The sequence below is a fragment of the Bacteroides gallinaceum genome (genome assembly GCF_030373775.1).
In the GTDB taxonomy this organism is placed as follows: Bacteria; Bacteroidota; Bacteroidia; order Bacteroidales; family Bacteroidaceae; genus Phocaeicola; species Phocaeicola excrementipullorum.
The window spans coordinates 183,838-202,168 of the sequence record NZ_JAUDEN010000003.1 but is presented as its reverse complement, the minus strand read 5'-3'; the positions used below and the strand labels follow the sequence as shown (position 1 = coordinate 202,168).

The following is an 18,331-nucleotide window of genomic DNA, read 5'->3' as shown; positions in this document are numbered from 1 at the left end:
CAAGTCTTTTACCAGCCGGAATGTTCATGTTCGTTCACGGAAGAATCAGCCTTGCGTGTCCGTTCCCCATTATAGAACCACTCAATCTCATCAGCATATTCCTTGCCGCCGGCACGGACTACAGCCTTCAGCGTATTCTTTCCTTCGGCCAGAGTCACATTGTCGAACACATAATGCACATCCGTATAGCCCCGGCGCACACCATCCAGTTTCTGTCCGTTCAAATAGACCTCCGGAACGCCTACGTTAGAGTAGACTGTAACAGAAGTGTTTTTCCGCTCACGGTTCACATTGCGCCGCTGGGTCAGATAGACCACCGGATCCTTGCTCCAGTTCGCCTTGTACCAAAAATATGAATCTTTTTTTGTTTTCCGGTCAAAGGTAATCAATCCTTTTGAATTACGAGCATTAATCCCCCCTCTTTTCCACATCGGAACGGCAAAATCGAACATATTCCACAGATAAGAAGCAATAATGTACGGATGCTCCGCAATAACTCCCCACTGATATTCGTGCGTCTTGGTCTGAAAAGTTTCCGGATAGAACGATGCGCCCCAGTTCAGGGCATCGCCCAACACTTCAGTCTGATGCGCAATATTGGCATCCGCTCCATATTCCGTCAGCATCAAACGCTGCCAGGGATATTTCTTTTCAAGTCCCTCAACCCACGGAAGGATGTCCTGCACCCTCTTTTCATACCATCCGAAATAACGGTTCATCCCCTGTATGTCGGCATTCTGGTTCACCGGATGCTCGGCGTGACCGTATCCGTTGACAGCCGCTGTAAAACGGTCCGGATCTTCCGTCTTGCACAAGTCGTGAATCGAACGGGTGAGAGCGGCAGTATATTCATGCGGATGATACACCTCATTATGGATGCCCCACACATAGATGGACGGATGGTTGAAGCTCTGACGGATCAGCTCACGCATCTGCTGGTGCGCATTGTCCCATTCCTCACCCGTCACACGGTTCACGAAAGGTATCTCTGCCCAGATAATCAGCCCCAGCGAGTCGCAGCGCGAATAGATATAGTCCGACTGCTGATAATGCGCAAAGCGTACCGTTGTGGCGCCGATATCCATGATGGCAGCCAAATCGAAGTCATGCTCCCTGTTAGTCAACGCACTTCCAAGCCCCCACCAGTCCTGATGGCGCGTCACTCCATACATCGGATACTTCTCTCCGTTGAGGAAGAAGCCTTTTCCTGCCACGATTTCATACTTGCGAAGTCCCAAAGGCTGAACCACTTCGTCAAGCACACGTCCGTTGCTGGAAAGCCTCGACACCACCTTATAAAGATAAGGGTCCTTTCGTCCGTTCCACAGGTGCGGCCTGTTCATCTTGAAAGTAGAAGCATAACACTGCATGCCCTGAGGCGTAAGCTCGAACGACTGCACGTGACGTTTCACCAGTTTTCCTTCGGCATCATAAACGGCATTCTCAAGTTCCACCGGAACCGGAGCCAGCGAAGCATTGTCCACCTTCACCTTCACGGTTACCTCCGCCGACTTTTTCGACACGTTCTTCTGCGTAATGTACACGCCGGACGAAGCGCAGTCGTTTACGGCAATGGCGCACGGTTCGGTCGTCACCAGCCACACCGGACGGTAAATGCCGCCATACACGCCAAACAAATTATGATTCACCGGAATCACATCCGGACGCGCCGTATTGTCCGCCTTCACCACGATTTCGTTTTCCTTTCCCCACTTGATCTGAGGTCCAAGCTCACACACGAAAGCAGAATAGCCTCCCTTATGCGTTCCGGCCAGATAACCATTGATATATACCTCGGCACACGAGCCTACCCCCTCAAAGCGAAGATAAACCCGCTTCTCTTTCATCGACTCCGGGAAGGTGAAACGCTTGCGGTAATACCCCTCTCCCTGATAAAAAGAAGCCACCTGGCGCTGCATGTCCTGCGCGTTCCACGTATGGGGAAGCGTGACCTGCTCCCACTTCCCGTCCCATTTCATGACGGTTTGCAGCGCATTCCCCGAAAAAGGTCCTTTCTTGAACTCCCACCCGTCGTTAAAAGGAACCACTTCGCGGGCAGAAACATGCTGAAACGCACACAAAAGCAAAGCTATCAAGCTCAGAAACAAAACATTCTTTCTCATAGACTGAATCAAACAAAGGTTATATCAATTATTCAAACAATTTTTTATACTCACAACCTGCCATCAGAAATGCACCCACGCCATAAAACTCTGTCATGTCACGGGTCACTTTTTTCGGATCAGCTCCGATAGGCTGGACATAGCCCAGCTTGCCGTCGCTTTCAACGGCACCGACCAGCGCTTTCCATCCCTTTTCTACAGCCGGAAGATACGTATCCCGCTCCAGCAGACCGGCATTGATGCCATAAGCAAGCGCATACACGATAAATCCGGTGGCGCTTGTTTCCGGCGATGGATACGACTTCGGGTCGAGCAGACTTGCGTGCCAATATCCGTCGGGGCTTTGCAGTTCGGCCAAACGTTCTGCAAGTTCCACAAAAAGTTCTTCATAGAATTTCCGTGACGTTTCGTTCGGCGAAAAGGCTTTCAGAATTTCGGCCAGCCCGGCAATGACCCAGGCATTTCCTCTTCCCCAGAACACTTTTTCACCGTTAGCCTCACGCTGGGTAAAATAACGGGCGTCACGATAGAACAAATGCGCGTCCTTATCATAAAGGTACTCATAGCTGGCTTTGTATTCACGGTTGAGGAAATCCAGATACTTTCTGTCGCCCGTCAGCGAATAAAGTTTGGCATAAACCGGAGGAGCCATAAACAGAGCGTCGCACCACGACCATCTGTCAAGCGTCTCCATACGGCTATAATCCAGCTTCAACGAGGTCTGGGCAGGATTCTCCACAACCCAATTCGCCCTTGCCATGACAGGAGCCACCATCTTCCGGTCACCGTATTTAATATACAGGTCGATGAAGCTTTGTCCGACCGCTATAAAATCCGCATGATACATCCACTTTCCCATCTGAAAGTGATTGCGCCGGCCTATCCGGAGCAGCCAGTCATAATAAGTTTTGTCGCGGTCTTCTTTTTCCGCGATTTCAGCCCAGTCCACCATACCCATATACAGCGGGGCACGCGTCCAGTCCAGTTCGTCTTTAACCGCCCCGCTGTTCGGATGATCGATCTGCCAGTCGGCGACACGTTTCATAATTTCTTTTGTTTCTTTTCCCAGGTTGTCATTCCGTCCCCAGGCCGAAAAGGCCGAAAACAGCAAGCATACATAAATCAATATTCGTTTCATAGGTTTTTCCTTTTAAGTCAAAAAATTGTTCTTTACAAAAATAAGAATGAAAAGACTCCGACGCAGGTTACAGCATATGATTCTGTGCAGCATTTTATCCTTTCGGATGAATTATGCACACTCTTCGGACGAAAGTGACATATACCTGCATCCTCCGGAGAAGAAGAATGACATTCCACCGGACTGTTTTCCTCGTTCCGCTCCCCATTCCCGGTCCGTACATTCCGGCACGCGCAAGCACATTCTGACGGTTTTCCGGCAATGCTTCCGCCTCCGCACCGCGTCAAATCCTGCATCTCCAGTCTAGAGATATACATCTCCAGACTAAAGATACATATATTCAGCCTAAAGACATATATCTTCAGGCTAGAGATACAAAAGACTTCGCCGTCCGTTACGGCCGGATGCGCAGAAAGCCCGGGCACACGCCCCGGGCGCATTTTTTCAGAAGCGAATATGCCGTCACAATTTTTTTTCGTAATTTTGCAAACATGTTAAAGTAAGCCTAAAGACATGAAAAAGACAACGCTAATCCTACTTGCCATCCTGTGTACCATCACCATGAAAGCTCAAAACCTCTACTTCAAGCATCTGGGGACAGAGGACGGACTGTCGCAAGTGCGTACACAGGCAATCTATCAGGATGAAACAGGAGCCGTATGGATCGGAACAGCCGAAGGACTGAGCCGCTACAACGGAACCAGCGTCAAGACATACTCTCTTCCGGACAGCCTTCTGAGCCTCTCCTCAGGCGGAATCGACCAGCTGTGCGGTAACAAACAAGGAAAAATCTACCTGCTTTCACAAGGAACGGCAACGGAATTCGACATCAGCAAGGAAAAATTCCGTCTGTTTGCCCAAGACATAAGAAGCATTTTCTGCGAGAAAGACACGCTATGGACAGCATCCAAAGACGGCATCTATTTCTATAAGCAGGAAAGCGAAAAGCCGGAACTGTTCGCCCGATTTGCCGAGACGTCGTATCAGGCCACCCATCTTTACGTACAGAAGGACACGGTCTGGGCACTGAGTCCGATAAAGCTATACGCCATCCCGCGCAAATCTCCTTCCGCGCAGAAAACGCTCGCCACTTTCAAAGGCGACACGCAATGCCTGTATGTCGACAAAAGCGGAAACATATGGGTAGGAACCTGGAACGGGGTGCACCGGCTGTCCCCTTCCCGCAGCATCATCCGCTACGACAGCTCGTCCGGACAAGTATCCCACAACCAGATACGCTGCTTCACGGAAGACAACAAGGGAAACATCTGGATAGGAACCTACCGGGGACTGGACTGCTACCACCCCGGAAGCGACTCGTGGAGCCACTACTCCGACTTTGGAGATTCGCCGAACACACTGAGCCACAATTCCATACTCACGCTTTACAAGGATAAGGACGGAAACATATGGGTAGGAACTTATTTCGGGGGAGTGAATGTTTTCAATCCGGGAAAAGACAACAACTATTTCTACTACGCCAATCCGCTCAGAAAAGACTGGCTCAACTTTTCCGTGATAGGCAAAATGACAGAAGACAACGACGGGAACCTTTGGATATGTACCGAAGGAGGAGGACTCAACTGCCTGGATATCCGGTCGGGAAAGTTCACGCACTACATGCACAAAGACGAAGACCCGCAAAGCATTGGAAGCAACAACCTGAAATCCATCTATTTCCATCCGGAAACAGAAACGCTTTATACCGGCACCCATCTGGGAGGCCTGTACGTGCTGAACGTCCGCACGAAACAGGGACATACCTTGCAGCATACAAAAGGCGACCCGCATTCTCTGCCAAACAACATCGTAAATCAGATACAGCCCTATCATAAGGGACTGCTTGTCCTGACTCAAGGAGGGCTGGTGTACATGAACCGGGAAAACGAACAATTTTCCGATGTCAGCCAAAACCCCGAAGTCAGAAAAGTGCTCAGACGCCCGTATGCATACGAAACGTTCTTGCTCGACAAGCACAACCGCTTGTGGCTGGGACTGTCGAAAGGCGGAGTCGTCTGCGTCGACCTTACCACGTCGCACATATCCCAATACCAGTCGGCTCCTCTCTCGCTGGGAGAAATCACCCATATATTTGAAGACCGCTACGGAGATATCTTCGTAGGAAGCGCAGGGGCAGGCCTGTTCCGCTACCAGCGAAAAGAAGACAAGTTCAAGCAGTACAGCCTTCCAAGCGGTTTCTGCTACTATATAGGGGAGGCCAAACAGAACAATTGCCTGTATCTGATTCACGGCAAAGGCGCTTCCCTCTTCAATACGCAGACAGAAGTTGTGGAGAACACCTTCCGTCTTTTCAACCAAAGCTACAACAACAGCTCCTGCCTGTTCAGGGACAGGAAAGGAACCCTTTATATCGGAGGAAACAACGGCCTGGCTGTCCTGAAAAAAGAGAATACCGAACTGAAGCCTCTGAAGCCTCATTTCGACCGTCTCTTCATCTTCAGTCGTGAAGTGCAGCCGGAAAACGGTGACGGCATACTTTCCGCCATATTAGGAAAAACAGACAAGCTCAATCTGAAACACAGCCAAAACAACATCGCAATCGAAATAGCGACGTTCGATTATCTGGAGAACATACACTCCGGATTTGAATATACCTTAAAAGGATTCGATGAAAGCTGGAACCGGATGCAGGGAAACAAAATCACATACACCCATCTGGCTCCCGGAAACTATACGCTGAGGGTGCGCCCGCTGACGGCAGGGGATTCTTCTCCTCTGGAGGCCAGCCTGAAAATCCACATCGCGCCTCCATTCTATGCCAGCACATGGGCCTACATTATATATATATGTATAGCAGGAGGCATTCTTTCTGTCATCCTGTCGTTCATAATCCGGCAGACAAGGCTGCGCACATCGCTCGACATAGCAAAAAATGAAAAGAGGCACATAGAAGAAATAAACCAACTGAAAATAAACTTCTTCACAAACGTGTCGCATGAGTTCAGAACCCCGCTGACGCTGATCCTGGGACAACTGGAAACTTTAATCCAGACAGACGAAATCGGCAACAGTGTGCGCAACAAACTGTCGCGCATCTACAGGAACGCGCTCGAAATGCGCAGGCTGATCTCTGAGCTGATGGATTTCCGCAAACAGGAACAGGGAGGGCTTGCCTTAAAGGTACGGGCGCTTGACCTCACAGACTTTATACGGAAAGCTTGCCAGCCATTCTCTGAATATGCCCGGGAAAAAGAAATAAACATGAAAGTCAAGGCGCAATCCGAGCCTCTTACAGCATGGATAGATCCTGTTCAGATGAAAAAAGTCATCTCAAACCTGCTCATGTGCGTTTTAAGATACACATCCTCCAAAGGGTGGATTGACGTAGAAGTACAGAAAATAAAGGACGAGGGAATCATTACGGTAACATATGCCGGCACAGAAGTTTCAGAAAAGGCCATCAGACATGTATTCGAGCAGTTTTATCAGGCGGAAGACACACCGGGGAACCTCAATGTAGTCACGGAAATCGGTCTGTCTGTCGCCAAAAACATCATCGAACTCCACCATGGAACAATTGATGTTTCCAGCGAAGAAGGAAACAGCACCCGATTCACCATCACACTGCCGCTAAGAGAAACCTGCTTCAGCCAAGAGGAACTGGCGTATGCAGACGAAGAGCCTGCCGTAATAGCTGATGATAAGAAATCACTCGCGCTCACAAGCATGCTGGAAGAAAATGACTATGAAAATGAAGCTGATGAGGAAAGCGATGATGCAGATGATGCAAACGACAGCAAGCCTGTCTTACTGCTGATTGAAAACGACCGTGAACTATGCTCCATACTCAAGGACGCTTTTGATGCAACCTATCACCTATATATAGCCAATGACGGACAAAAAGGATGGGAAAAGGCGCACCAGCTCCAGCCGGATCTGATTATCTGCGACGTCACACTGCCGGACATTTCGGGAAAGGAACTGTGCTACAGGATAAAGAACAACGTGGAACTGGCCCACGTTTCCGTCATCCTGCTTACAGGACAAAGTTCGAGCGAACAGAAAATAGAAGCCTTCCGCTTCGGGGCCGACGACTACATAGTCAAGCCGTTTGATGTCAGCGTGCTGCAAGCCCGCTGCCGCAATCTGCTGAAGAACAAGAGCAGACTGATGGCTTATTGCAGTAACAAAGCGGTTCTGGAAACCACAGCAGAAGAAGCCATCAGCGAATCCGACAGAAAGCTGCTTCAGAGGTGTATCGACATCATACGCGAAAACTTTACCAACCAGGAATTCGATGTAACGGCTCTGGCCAATTCACTCTGCATGGGACGAAGCAAGCTGTATACCAAATTCAAGAAACTTGTCGGACTCCCTCCCAACGAGTTCATGGTAAAAATCAAGATGGAAGAAGCCATGGCCCTGCTGAAAGAGCATCCGGAACTCAACGTGTCGGAAATAGCCTCCAGACTGGGATTCTCTTCTCCCCGTTATTTCAGCAAACAGTTCAAGACGTTTTTCGGAATCACACCGCAGAACGTGCGCAGCAGAAAAGAAGAATAAAACTCATGGGGCTGTGTCAAAACAAAAGAACTTCACAGAAATCTCTTTTAACCTGCGGCTTCCTTAACTCCTGCACGGTTTCGGGAGCCGCGATTTTTATGATCTCCCTCCCGAAAGAAATCCGGACAATCCGCAAACTTTACAGTCCAGCATACTGGAAGGCTGGAACGTAAAACATAAAGGCAGACAAACAGAAAATCAAAGCCTTTTCCGTCCGAAAACAAACTGCAATCCTGCCGAACCTTCAAAAAACTCATCCGCCCCTCAAAACTGCAGGCATCAAAAAATAAAGCCGAATCTGAAGGTATTAAAAATGATTTGGCTACCCAATGTGACCAAAACGTCCGAAGAAGATGCTAATATCATCCGTAAAGACATTTGTGTACCATAATTCCCATACCGAAATATTTGCAGTATTCAAAATTCATTACTTTTGCAGCACAACAAAAGCTAAAAGTTGAGCACTTTTAAAAAATTCCGCATTTTTTTGCGAATAGAAAGAGTTCGGCCGGCAATAGAAAGACGAGCCTTCCCGCCTACATTTTTTGTTTAACTTAATATCTATTCATCCTTATGAAGAAACGAAGAAATCTTCTAAATCCTCAAAGAAGGATTTTACTCTGCACCTTATGCACACTGTATGGTGCAGGTATGGCAGCAAGTCCTGCAAGCAACGGAGCCATATCCGGATTGAACGATGTGCAAATCATCACACAGAAAGGCAGAACCATCAAAGGTACGGTAACAGACAATTTCGGTCCGGTGATAGGTGCCAATGTCCTTATAAAAGGCACAAAGAACGGAATGATTACCGATATGGACGGAAACTTCACACTAAACAATGTACCCGACGGCGCTATTCTGCAAATCTCCTACATCGGCTATGTAACTCAGGAAATTACAGTGGACAGCCGCAACCTTTATCAAATAAAAATGCAGGAAGACAACGAAACGCTGGATGAAGTTGTTGTTGTAGGATATGGGTCGCAGAAAAAAGTGAACCTTACGGGTTCTATCGGACAAATCGACTCGAAAGTGTTAGAAAGTCGTCCCATCACCAGCACGACGAGTGCTCTCCAAGGTACTATTCCTAATCTTCAGATTACAAACAGCAGCGGTGAGCCGGGACAGGCTGCCTCAATCAACGTACGCGGTACGACATCCATCAATGGAGGCAGCCCGCTAGTGCTTGTAGACGGTGTGGAAATGAGCCTTGACCTGGTTAACCCAAATGACATCGCCAATGTAACAGTATTAAAGGATGCCGCCGCTTCCGCCATCTACGGTGTACGTGCAGCATTTGGTGTAATTCTGGTAACCACAAAGAGCCCGCAAAAGGTTGAAAAGACAAGCGTAAGCTATTCGGGCAACTTTTCTTTCGCCCAGCCTTCTGTCATGCCTGAGTTCATTGAAAGCCAGTCGCAATTCGCCGAATGGATGAATGAAGCCTGTCTGAACGGCAATGTAGCAACCAAATACCGCGCAGACGTAATAGAAAAAATGAAAGCATATGAGGCTGACCCTGCAAATAATCCGGCATACGAAGTGATTGACGGACAGCTTTACTACTACGGATACTCCAACTTCCGCGACAAGATGATCAAAAAGACATCTTTCACCCAACGCCATAACATCAACATCACCGGAGGAAGCGAAAAAACCCGCTTCTATACTTCCGTCGGCTATCTGGACCAGGGAGGACTCTACAAAGTAGGCGATGACAGCTTCAAACAACTGAACACACGCATCAACGTAGAGAACCAGACCACCAAATGGATGAAACTGGGCTTCAAGGCATTGTATAATTACAGCACCAATGACAAACCGCACACTTACCAAAGCAAAGATATCTGGGAACGCGTGGTGTTCAGCCAGCCAACCGACTTCATCGACGCATGGCAGAAAGACCCGCGCTATCCGGAGCTTGACCAGTTTGAAGGCATGTACATGATGAACAACCCGTATAAGATCTTACAGGATGCCGGAAGAAATAAGACTGACGAGCATGACGTTTGGCTGACCGCTTCGGCAGACTTCGACATACTGAAAGGATGGAAAGCGCATGTCGACTTCAACTATAACCTCAACTATCAGAAAGAATCAGACCACTCGAAACCGCTGACTTTCTTCGACGGTTCATTTGAAACGACCAACGGAGAAACTACGGAAAACTGGTTCGAGATGACCAACTACAACACCAGCTACTATTCGTTCAATGCCTACACGGATTATGAGCACACCTTTGGAGGAAAACATTACCTGAAAGCCATGATCGGTTTCAACCAGGAGCTGACCAAATATTCCACTTTCAGCGGAAGACGCTACAACATACTGAATGAACAACTGCCTACCTTAAGTTTAGGTTCCGGCAACCATGAAACGTCACAGAACGGCTACGAATGGGCTTTGCGCGGCGGATTCTTCCGTCTGAACTACATTTACAACGACCGTTACCTGTTTGAGTTCAACGGACGTTATGACGGTACCTCACGCTTCCCGTCAGACAACCGTTTCGTATTTCTTCCCTCATTCTCGGCAGCATGGCGCATCAGCGAAGAGAAATTCATGAAGAACACCCGTTCGTGGCTGGACAACCTGAAAGTCCGCGCTTCTTACGGTGTGCTGGGCAACCAGATGATTTCTTCCAGTGACTGGAGCGGAAACACACGCTATTATCCGTACATTCCGTTCATGAGCAGCGGAACATCGACAAACTGGATGCTGGGAAGTACATACGCCACCGTAATCAATCCGGGAAATCTGGTCAGCTCAGACCTTACCTGGGAAAAGGTTTCGACCGTAAATGCCGGTCTTGACCTGACTATCCTGCAACAGCGTCTTGATATGAGTTTCGACTATTATGTGCGTACCACATCAGACATGCTGATCAGAACTTCCTATCCGGATGTATTGGGAGCTACAGCTCCTCCCGCCAACTCTGCCGAGCTGAAGACTCGAGGATGGGAACTCTCGATGAAGTGGAGAGACAAAATAGGCCGGGACTTCAGCTATGAACTGGGACTTATATTGTCTGACTCTCAAGCCGAAATTACAAAGTATAACAACCCGACAGGTGACATCTCTACCCACTATGTAGGAAGCAAAATAGGTGAACTCTGGGGATATGAAACAGAAGGCTTGTTCCAAAGTGATGAAGAAGCTGCCAACTGGCACGACCAGTCAAAAATAAAGAATGTGGACTGGGGAGCAGGTGACATCAAGTTTAAGGATCAGAACGGTGACAAAGCTATCACTCCGGGTTCAGGAACATTGTCAGACCACGGCGATCAAGTTATCATCGGCAACACAACACCACGCTACCAGTACGGTATCACCGCCAACCTCACCTACAAAGATTTCTACATGAATATCTTCTTCCAGGGAATCGGCAAACGTGACGCATGGTTCAGCGGAAACGCTTTCTGGCCGGCAGCCACCCAATACTATAACGTACAGAAATGGCATGTGGAAGACTCCTGGTCGCCCGAAAATCCAGATGCATACCTGCCAATTCCCCGCGCTACGGACAACCGTAACCGCGTGGCAAGAACTGACCGTTATTTGCAGGACGCTTCTTATTGCCGCCTGAAAAACCTGACCATCGGATGGAACCTGCCGAAACGCTGGATCAGCAAAGCGTTCCTGACGAATGCTACAGTCTATGTGAGCGGAGAAAACTTGTTCTATATCAGCAAAATCAAAGGTCCGTATGACCCGGAAGCCGTAACAGGAAACGGTGCCATGGTTTATCCGTTTATGAGAACTTATTCTATCGGAGTTAACTTAACCTTCTAAAAACAAACAGAGATGAAACGATTCTATAAATATATGATAATGGGAGCAGCGGCATTGGGAATGGCATCATGCAATGATTCTTTTCTAGACCGTACTCCGACTAATGACTTGAATGACGAAGCCTTCTGGAACACCACAGAAGACCTGGAAGCTTATTGCAACGGAATCTACAACGAAACCGGGAACAACTCAAGCTACATGTTCATGATAGGATATAACAGCGACCCGTGGAGTGTAAAGCTTGCCGGCCCCTATACAATGGAAGCTATGTCAGACAACTTTGCAACGATGGACAGCAACCAGTCATGGGCCGCCACTTTGGCAGCCGGACGCGAAACTGTCGGCAACGGAGGAACAAACTATTGTGCATGGAACTGGACACTGCTGCGCCGTATCAATGTATTCCTCGCCAATTACGAAAAAGTACAGGCAGACGAAACAGCCAAACAGCCTTATCTGGGAGAAGCACTTTTCTTCCGTGCATGGTTCTACTTCTATATGGTGCAGAACTACGGAGATGTTCCGTTGATTACAACCCCGCTGAATACAGACTCTCCCGAACTGTACGGCGAACGTACTTCACGTGCTGACGTAATGAAGCAGGTGCTGACGGACATCAACGATGCCTCCACTTATCTTCCGGCAGACAACTGGGGAGAAAACCGTGTAACAAAAGGTGCGGCATTGGCACTGAAAAGCCGCATCTGCCTGTATGAAGGCACTTACCGCAAGTATCATCCCGAACTGAACCTGACGGACGGCGACTCATTTCTTCAGGAATGCGTAAACGCATACAACGAAATCAAGGATTTGGGCTACAGCATCCACGACACCGGAAATGTCAACGAAGACTATACGGCATTATTTACAACCGATGATTTGTCTACATTATCAGACGAGGTTATCTTCTACCGCAGATACGAAAACGGCATGTTGATGCACCGCATGTGTGGCTATACAGTAAATTTGCGCAACGGGGGTACCAAAGACTTCGTGGATGACTTCTTATACGTTGACAAAGCATCCAACCAGGCACTGCCGATTGCTGTAGCCCCCGGCTATAACAACGACACACCTGAACAGGAATTTGCCAACCGTGACCCTCGCCTGACACAAACCTTCCTTGCTCCCGGGAATGACGCAGCCAAAGAATTGTTTGAGGATGCCAACTTGGGAAAATTCACCTATCCGCGACTTGGCAACATGACCAACTGGCCTTCGCTGACCGGTTATCACACAATCAAATACTACATCCGTGAACAGGACAAGAAAGGATTCGGCAACGAAACTCAGGATTATCCTATATTCCGCTATGCAGAAGTCCTGCTGAACTATGCCGAAGCTATGGCCGAACTGGGCAAATGTGACCAAACAGTTTTGGACGAAACAGTCAACAAGTTGCGTGATCGTGTAGATATGCCTCATCTGACAACTACACCGGTAGCAGACCCCAAGTATGCAAAATATGGCCTTGACAATCTTATCATTGAAATCCGTCGCGAACGCCGTGTGGAACTGAGCTTCGAATTCCTGCGCTATCAGGATCTGATGCGCTGGGCATGGGGCGACAAACTGAAAGACCGTGTATTGGGAATGCGTCTGGAAGATGCGGACTTCAACGATCCGCGTTATGACGGAAATATCACTAAAGCAGGCTCTTCTAATGAAGGTGAGAATCCGGTATATGTATTCGTTGCAGAAGACGGCAAACAATATGTCGACGCATACGGAGGCACAAACTATGCAGCCGACAAGCGTTCATTCGACCCGAATAAAGACTATCTCCGTCCGATACCATTGGATGCCATCAGTGCCAACACGAATCTGAAGCAGAACCCGAACTGGCAATAACAACCCGGCAAATAACAGCTGAAAAGCGGAGCACAATCCGCCCATAACTTCAAGAGCCCGTCCGAATCCGTTCAACCAAAGTTAAATATTGTTTAGCTCAAGGGATTTGGACAGGCTCTTTGATTGTAAAGAAAGTTTATTCTTTTTAAATTCGCCTACACATAGGAAAACAATTAATTATATCATTGCCATGAAAAAAACTTTTTTATTTTTAATCGCGGCTCTTTCCTTCCTTTTATCCGGACAGGCCGCAGAAAAAGCAAAACACGTAGTACTGATAGGTTTGGACGGTTGGGGAGCCTACAGCGTATCGAAAGCAGAAATTCCAAACATCAGAAAAATGATGAATGAGGGATGCTATACACTGAAAAAACGCTCTGCCCTTCCGTCTTCAAGTGCCATCAACTGGGCTTCCATGTTCATGGGGGCAGGACCTGAACTGCACGGATATACACAATGGGGATCAAAAGTGCCGGAACTTCCTTCGCGAGAGGTGACTGAAAACGGCATATTTCCTACCATATTCTATCTGCTGCACAAAGCTCGTCCGGAAGCGGAGATAGGCTGCCTTTATGAATGGGAAGGCATCAAATATCTCGCAGATACGCTGGCTCTGGACTACCATGCACAAGCGCCCGACTATAACAAACATCCGGAAGCACTGTGCGGCATGGCAGAGAAATACATCAAAGAAAAAACTCCCGTCCTGCTTGCCGTATGTTTTGACAACCCGGATCACGTGGGCCATGCAGCCGGACACGATACCCCCGAATATTATGCCAAACTGAATGAACTGGACATATACGTAGCACGTATCGTACAGGCTGTCAAAGATGCAGGAATGTTTGACAATACAATTTTCATCATCACAGCCGACCACGGAGGCATAAACAAAGGCCATGGAGGAAAAACAATGCAGGAAATGGAAACTCCATTCATCATCTGCGGAAAGAATGTAAAGAAAGGCGGAGAGTTCAGCGAAAGCATGATGCAGTATGACGTCGCTTCTACCATTGCCTATATATTCGGCCTCAAACAGCCTCAAGTATGGATCGGACGGCCGATGAAACAAGTCTTCAAATAACTCCCCTCCCGAAAAGAGGCTTACAAAACATCCTTAAAAACACTTATGAAAACCTACTGCTTACCTCTGATTATCCTACTGATAGCCATCTGTTCAGGAAAACAGGCCTACGCCGAAAGCACAGCAAACAACGATGAGTTTGAAACATTAATGCAGAAAATCCGCAAAGACTTTGCCGCCAATCCGTCAATCGACGAAATACTGAAGGAATACAACGATAAAGACGGTTCGTTTGCAGATGTAGACTATGCCAGTATCCAACGCACCAACTGGCCGCCCCTGGTACATATCGACCGTATCTATGACTTTGTATTTGCCTACACAAACCCTCAAAACAAATACTACAAAGACAATGCGCTGTATGAAAAAATAGTAAAGGGACTCGAATTCTGGCACCAAAGAAACCCCTGGTGCCACAACTGGTGGTATAACCAAATAGCCGAACCGCAAAAGCTGGGAGTGCTCCTCATACAAATGAGAACAGGAGCCAGACAGATCCCGGCCGACCTGGAAAAACGGATTCTCGACCGTATCAGGACAGATGGAGGCGACCCGGCCAAATGGACAGGAGCCAACCGGACGGACATTGCCTTGCACTGGATTTACCGTTCATGCCTGTCACGCAATGAGGCGGATCTGAAGAAGGCGCTGGAAAACGTTTATAATCCGATCGTCTATACCACCGAAGAAGGATTCCAATACGACAACAGCTATTTCCAGCACGGGCGCCAGCTATACATCGGAGGATACGGCGATGAGATTCTGAAAGGAATCACACAGGTTGCCATGTACACGAAAGGTACACAATACGCGCTCCCCAAAGACAAGCTGGATATTGTCAGCAAATTCATGCGCGAAACTTATTACCGGACTATCCGCGGACAATACATGCTGTTCGATGCAATGGGACGGAGTGTCAGCCGGCCCGGAGTACCCAACAAATCGGCAACGGCCCTTTTCGCAAGCCGGATGATTGAGCTAGATCCGCAGCATAAAGATGAATACAAAGCTATTGTTGAACGGCTGCAAGGCAAAAAGCCTGCCGAATATCAGGTGACTCCAAGCCATACACATTATTTCAAGGGCGACTACACATTGCATGTGCGGCCGACATATACCTTTGATGTCCGCATGACTTCCACCCGCACTTCTCGCCTGGAGTATGGAAATGGAGAAAACCTGAAAACTTACTTCGTTTCCGACGGCTGCACGAACATCGTCAGAAGAGGAAACGAATATGACGGCATTTTTCCCGTATGGAACTGGACACGGATTCCGGGAGTGACTGCCCCTCAGCTTGACTCCATACCTTTTGCTATAAGCGACTGGCAAACGCCGGGAACCTCCACTTTTGCCGGAGGAGTGTCGGACAGCCTTTACGGAGCTACAGCATACGTTTACACGGACAATTACAAAGGAATCAACACTGGAGCCCATAAAGCATGGTTCTTTTTCGATGATGAAGTGGTATGCCTGGGATCGGGCATAAGTTCAACCTCCGAATCTGAGGTCCAAACGACAGTCAACCAATGCCTGGCATCAACAGACGAACCGCTGTATGCATATGACAAACAGGTTTCGTCTTTGTCCTTAGGGCAAGAAAGAAGCGCCGGCATTGACTGGGCTGTCCACGACAACATCGGATACTTGTTTCCAGAAGGCGGGACAATCTTCATCAGCCACAAAAATCAGTCGGGAAACTGGTATGCCATAAACAACAGCATCAACCGAAAAGAAAATATACAGAAAAAAGTATTCACGATCGGATTCGAGCATGGAAAGCATCCCCAGAACGCCACTTATGCCTATATTGTAGTACCGGGCAAAGGAACAGCATCTGAAATGCAGGCTTATCAGAAAGCGGACAATGTTAGGATTCTGTCAAATACAAAACAAATACAGGCTGTCTGCAACAGATCGTTGAACCTGTATCAGGCCATCTTCTATCAGCCAGGAGAACTGGCTGACGGAAACTTCAAAGTAAAGACGGACAAGCCGTGCGCACTGATGGTAAAGAAAATATCCGGCGGAAAACCGGTGCTGCATGTCGCCGATCCAGGACAGACGGGACAAAGCATACGGATTGACATCACTGTTTCCGGGAAAAAGTACTCCATAGAGCACCATCCCTCAACTGATCCGATCTATGCCGGAGCAACAACGGCCTACAATTTTCAGTTCACCGAGAATTAAAACAACATGCCATGCCTGCAAATATAGCCTTCAAGTCAATTCTGGCACTGACAGCCGGTGCTTGCGCAGGAATACAGATTCCTCTTGCCGCACAAAAGCCTCACATCATACTGATTGTGTCCGACCAGCATCGGGGAGATGCCATGAACTGCATGGGAAACCCGTCTGTCATAACTCCCAATATGGATGCACTGGCACAAGACGGAACGCTATTCACCAATGCATACACCTCAGCCCCCAGCAGCACGCCTGCAAGAGCGGGGCTGCTGACAGGAATGTCGCCCTGGCATCATGGGATGCTCGGATACGGACGAGTGGGAAGCCGCTACCGCTATGAAATGCCCCGTATGCTGCGGGAGCTTGACTATTACACTTTCGGAATCGGGAAAATGCACTGGTTTCCCCAAAAGGCATTGCACGGATTCCACGGAACGCTGATAGACGAAAGCGGAAGGGTGGAAACAGAAGATTTCATCAGCGACTACCATTTGTGGTTTCAGATGCATGCGCCCGGATTAAATCCTGATTCCACAGGATTGGGATGGAACGACCATGGAGCGGCCGTATATAAACTGCCGGAAAAACTGCACCCGACAGCATGGACTGCTGAAACGGCTCTGGAAATGATCCGGAACTATAAACACGGAAACGGGCAACCGCTGTTTCTGAAAATATCCTTTGCCCGGCCGCACAGTCCTTATGATCCGCCCCAACGGCTTATGGATCTGTATAACGGGCGGGATGTTCCTGCTCCATACATAGGAGAATGGTGCGAAGAAGAAGCGTACGCTCTTCCGTCCGATCCGGATACGGCAGCACATGATGCTGCATTCGGCAATTTCGGCGAAGAGTATGCCAAAAATTCCCGACGCCACTATTATGCCAATGTCACTTTCGTTGATGAGGAAATTGGCAGAATCATTCAGGCGCTGAAAGAAGAAGGAATGTATGAGAACGCGCTCATCTGCTATGTATCAGACCACGGCGATATGCTCGGCGACCACCATCACTGGAGAAAAACCTACCCGTATGAAGGATCGTCGCATATTCCCTACATCGTCAAATGGCCGGCCCGCTATCATTTTCCCAAAGGCACGAAAGTGGAGAACCCTGTAGAACTGCGCGATCTGCTGCCCACATTCTTAGAAGCAGGAGGAGGATGCGCACCGTCAGACATGGACGGACAATCACTCTTCCAACTCATGAAAGGAGATGCATCATTGTGGCGGCGGTACATCGACATGGAACATGCCACGTGTTACAGTCCCGACAATTACTGGTGTGCGCTGACTGACGGAAAGATCAAATACATCTGGCGTTTCCATAGCGGAAAAGAAGAATTGTTCGATCTGGAAAAAGACCCGCATGAACTGAAGGACGTAGCGGAAGAAAAGGCTTATCGAGCCAAACTGCTCGAACTTCGCCAAGCCATGGTACAGCATCTGTCCGAACGGGGGGAAGAATATGTGAAGGACGGCAAACTGCAGATCCTGAAACGAACCATCCTGTACAGCCCGCTATTCCCCGACGAGAACCCTGTAGATACAGGCATTTGACAGACAGGCAAACAAGAACACAGAAACACGAAGGATAGAGCCTTATTCCTTTGACCGGAAGAAACTC

8 protein-coding genes are annotated in these 18,331 nt (G+C 48.4%); 6 read left to right on the top strand and 2 right to left on the bottom strand.

The features are described 5' to 3' along the window. Positions 1–8: 8 nt before the first annotated feature. Positions 9–2,123: a glycoside hydrolase family 2 protein gene (locus tag QUW60_RS03140; RefSeq protein ID WP_289558398.1), complete on the bottom strand. Its 2,115-nt coding sequence runs from the start codon at positions 2,121–2,123 to the stop codon at positions 9–11. 28 nt (positions 2,124–2,151) lie between these two features. Continuing rightward, the gene (locus tag QUW60_RS03135; protein WP_289558397.1) at positions 2,152–3,261 is read right to left on the bottom strand and encodes a glycoside hydrolase family 88/105 protein; all 1,110 of its coding nucleotides are present in this window, start codon (positions 3,259–3,261) and stop codon (positions 2,152–2,154) included. A 513-nt stretch (positions 3,262–3,774) separates the two neighbouring features. Between QUW60_RS03135 and QUW60_RS03130 the strand changes: the two genes are divergently transcribed. The 6 genes from QUW60_RS03130 to QUW60_RS03105 all read left to right on the top strand — a co-directional run bounded on the left by QUW60_RS03130 (position 3,775) and on the right by QUW60_RS03105 (position 18,264). Beyond that, positions 3,775–7,785 carry a hybrid sensor histidine kinase/response regulator transcription factor gene (locus tag QUW60_RS03130; RefSeq protein ID WP_289558396.1) on the top strand — a complete coding sequence of 1,337 codons (4,011 nt, stop codon included), beginning with the start codon at positions 3,775–3,777 and terminating at the stop codon, positions 7,783–7,785. A gap of 651 nt (positions 7,786–8,436) precedes the next feature. Next, entirely contained in the window at positions 8,437–11,580 is a 3,144-nt protein-coding gene (locus QUW60_RS03125) for a SusC/RagA family TonB-linked outer membrane protein (RefSeq protein ID WP_258338087.1), read from the top strand. A gap of 12 nt (positions 11,581–11,592) precedes the next feature. Then, positions 11,593–13,431, top strand: coding sequence for a RagB/SusD family nutrient uptake outer membrane protein (locus QUW60_RS03120; RefSeq protein ID WP_289558395.1), 1,839 nt, complete (start codon positions 11,593–11,595; stop codon positions 13,429–13,431). Positions 13,432–13,621: 190 nt separating this feature from the next. Further along, on the top strand, positions 13,622–14,515 hold the full coding sequence (locus QUW60_RS03115; RefSeq protein ID WP_289558394.1) for an alkaline phosphatase family protein: 894 nt from the start codon (positions 13,622–13,624) through the stop codon (positions 14,513–14,515). A gap of 45 nt (positions 14,516–14,560) precedes the next feature. Next, positions 14,561–16,708, top strand: coding sequence for a polysaccharide lyase 8 family protein (locus QUW60_RS03110; protein ID WP_289558393.1), 2,148 nt, complete (start codon positions 14,561–14,563; stop codon positions 16,706–16,708). Between the two features lie 11 nt (positions 16,709–16,719). After that, positions 16,720–18,264 (top strand): arylsulfatase, encoded by a 1,545-nt coding sequence (locus tag QUW60_RS03105; RefSeq protein ID WP_289558392.1) that lies wholly within the window; start codon positions 16,720–16,722, stop codon positions 18,262–18,264. Positions 18,265–18,331 lie beyond the last annotated feature (67 nt).

Excerpts from the sequence above, each read along its gene's own strand:
- QUW60_RS03140 (WP_289558398.1), bottom strand. The coding sequence starts at position 2,123 with ATGAGAAAGAATGTTTTGTTTCTGAGCTTGATAGCTTTGCTTTTGTGT.
- QUW60_RS03105 (WP_289558392.1), top strand. The coding sequence starts at position 16,720 with ATGCCTGCAAATATAGCCTTCAAGTCAATTCTGGCACTGACAGCCGGT.
- QUW60_RS03135 (WP_289558397.1), bottom strand. The coding sequence starts at position 3,261 with ATGAAACGAATATTGATTTATGTATGCTTGCTGTTTTCGGCCTTTTCG.
- QUW60_RS03130 (WP_289558396.1), top strand. The coding sequence starts at position 3,775 with ATGAAAAAGACAACGCTAATCCTACTTGCCATCCTGTGTACCATCACC.
- QUW60_RS03110 (WP_289558393.1), top strand. The coding sequence starts at position 14,561 with ATGAAAACCTACTGCTTACCTCTGATTATCCTACTGATAGCCATCTGT.
- QUW60_RS03115 (WP_289558394.1), top strand. The coding sequence starts at position 13,622 with ATGAAAAAAACTTTTTTATTTTTAATCGCGGCTCTTTCCTTCCTTTTA.
- QUW60_RS03125 (WP_258338087.1), top strand. The coding sequence starts at position 8,437 with ATGGCAGCAAGTCCTGCAAGCAACGGAGCCATATCCGGATTGAACGAT.
- QUW60_RS03120 (WP_289558395.1), top strand. The coding sequence starts at position 11,593 with ATGAAACGATTCTATAAATATATGATAATGGGAGCAGCGGCATTGGGA.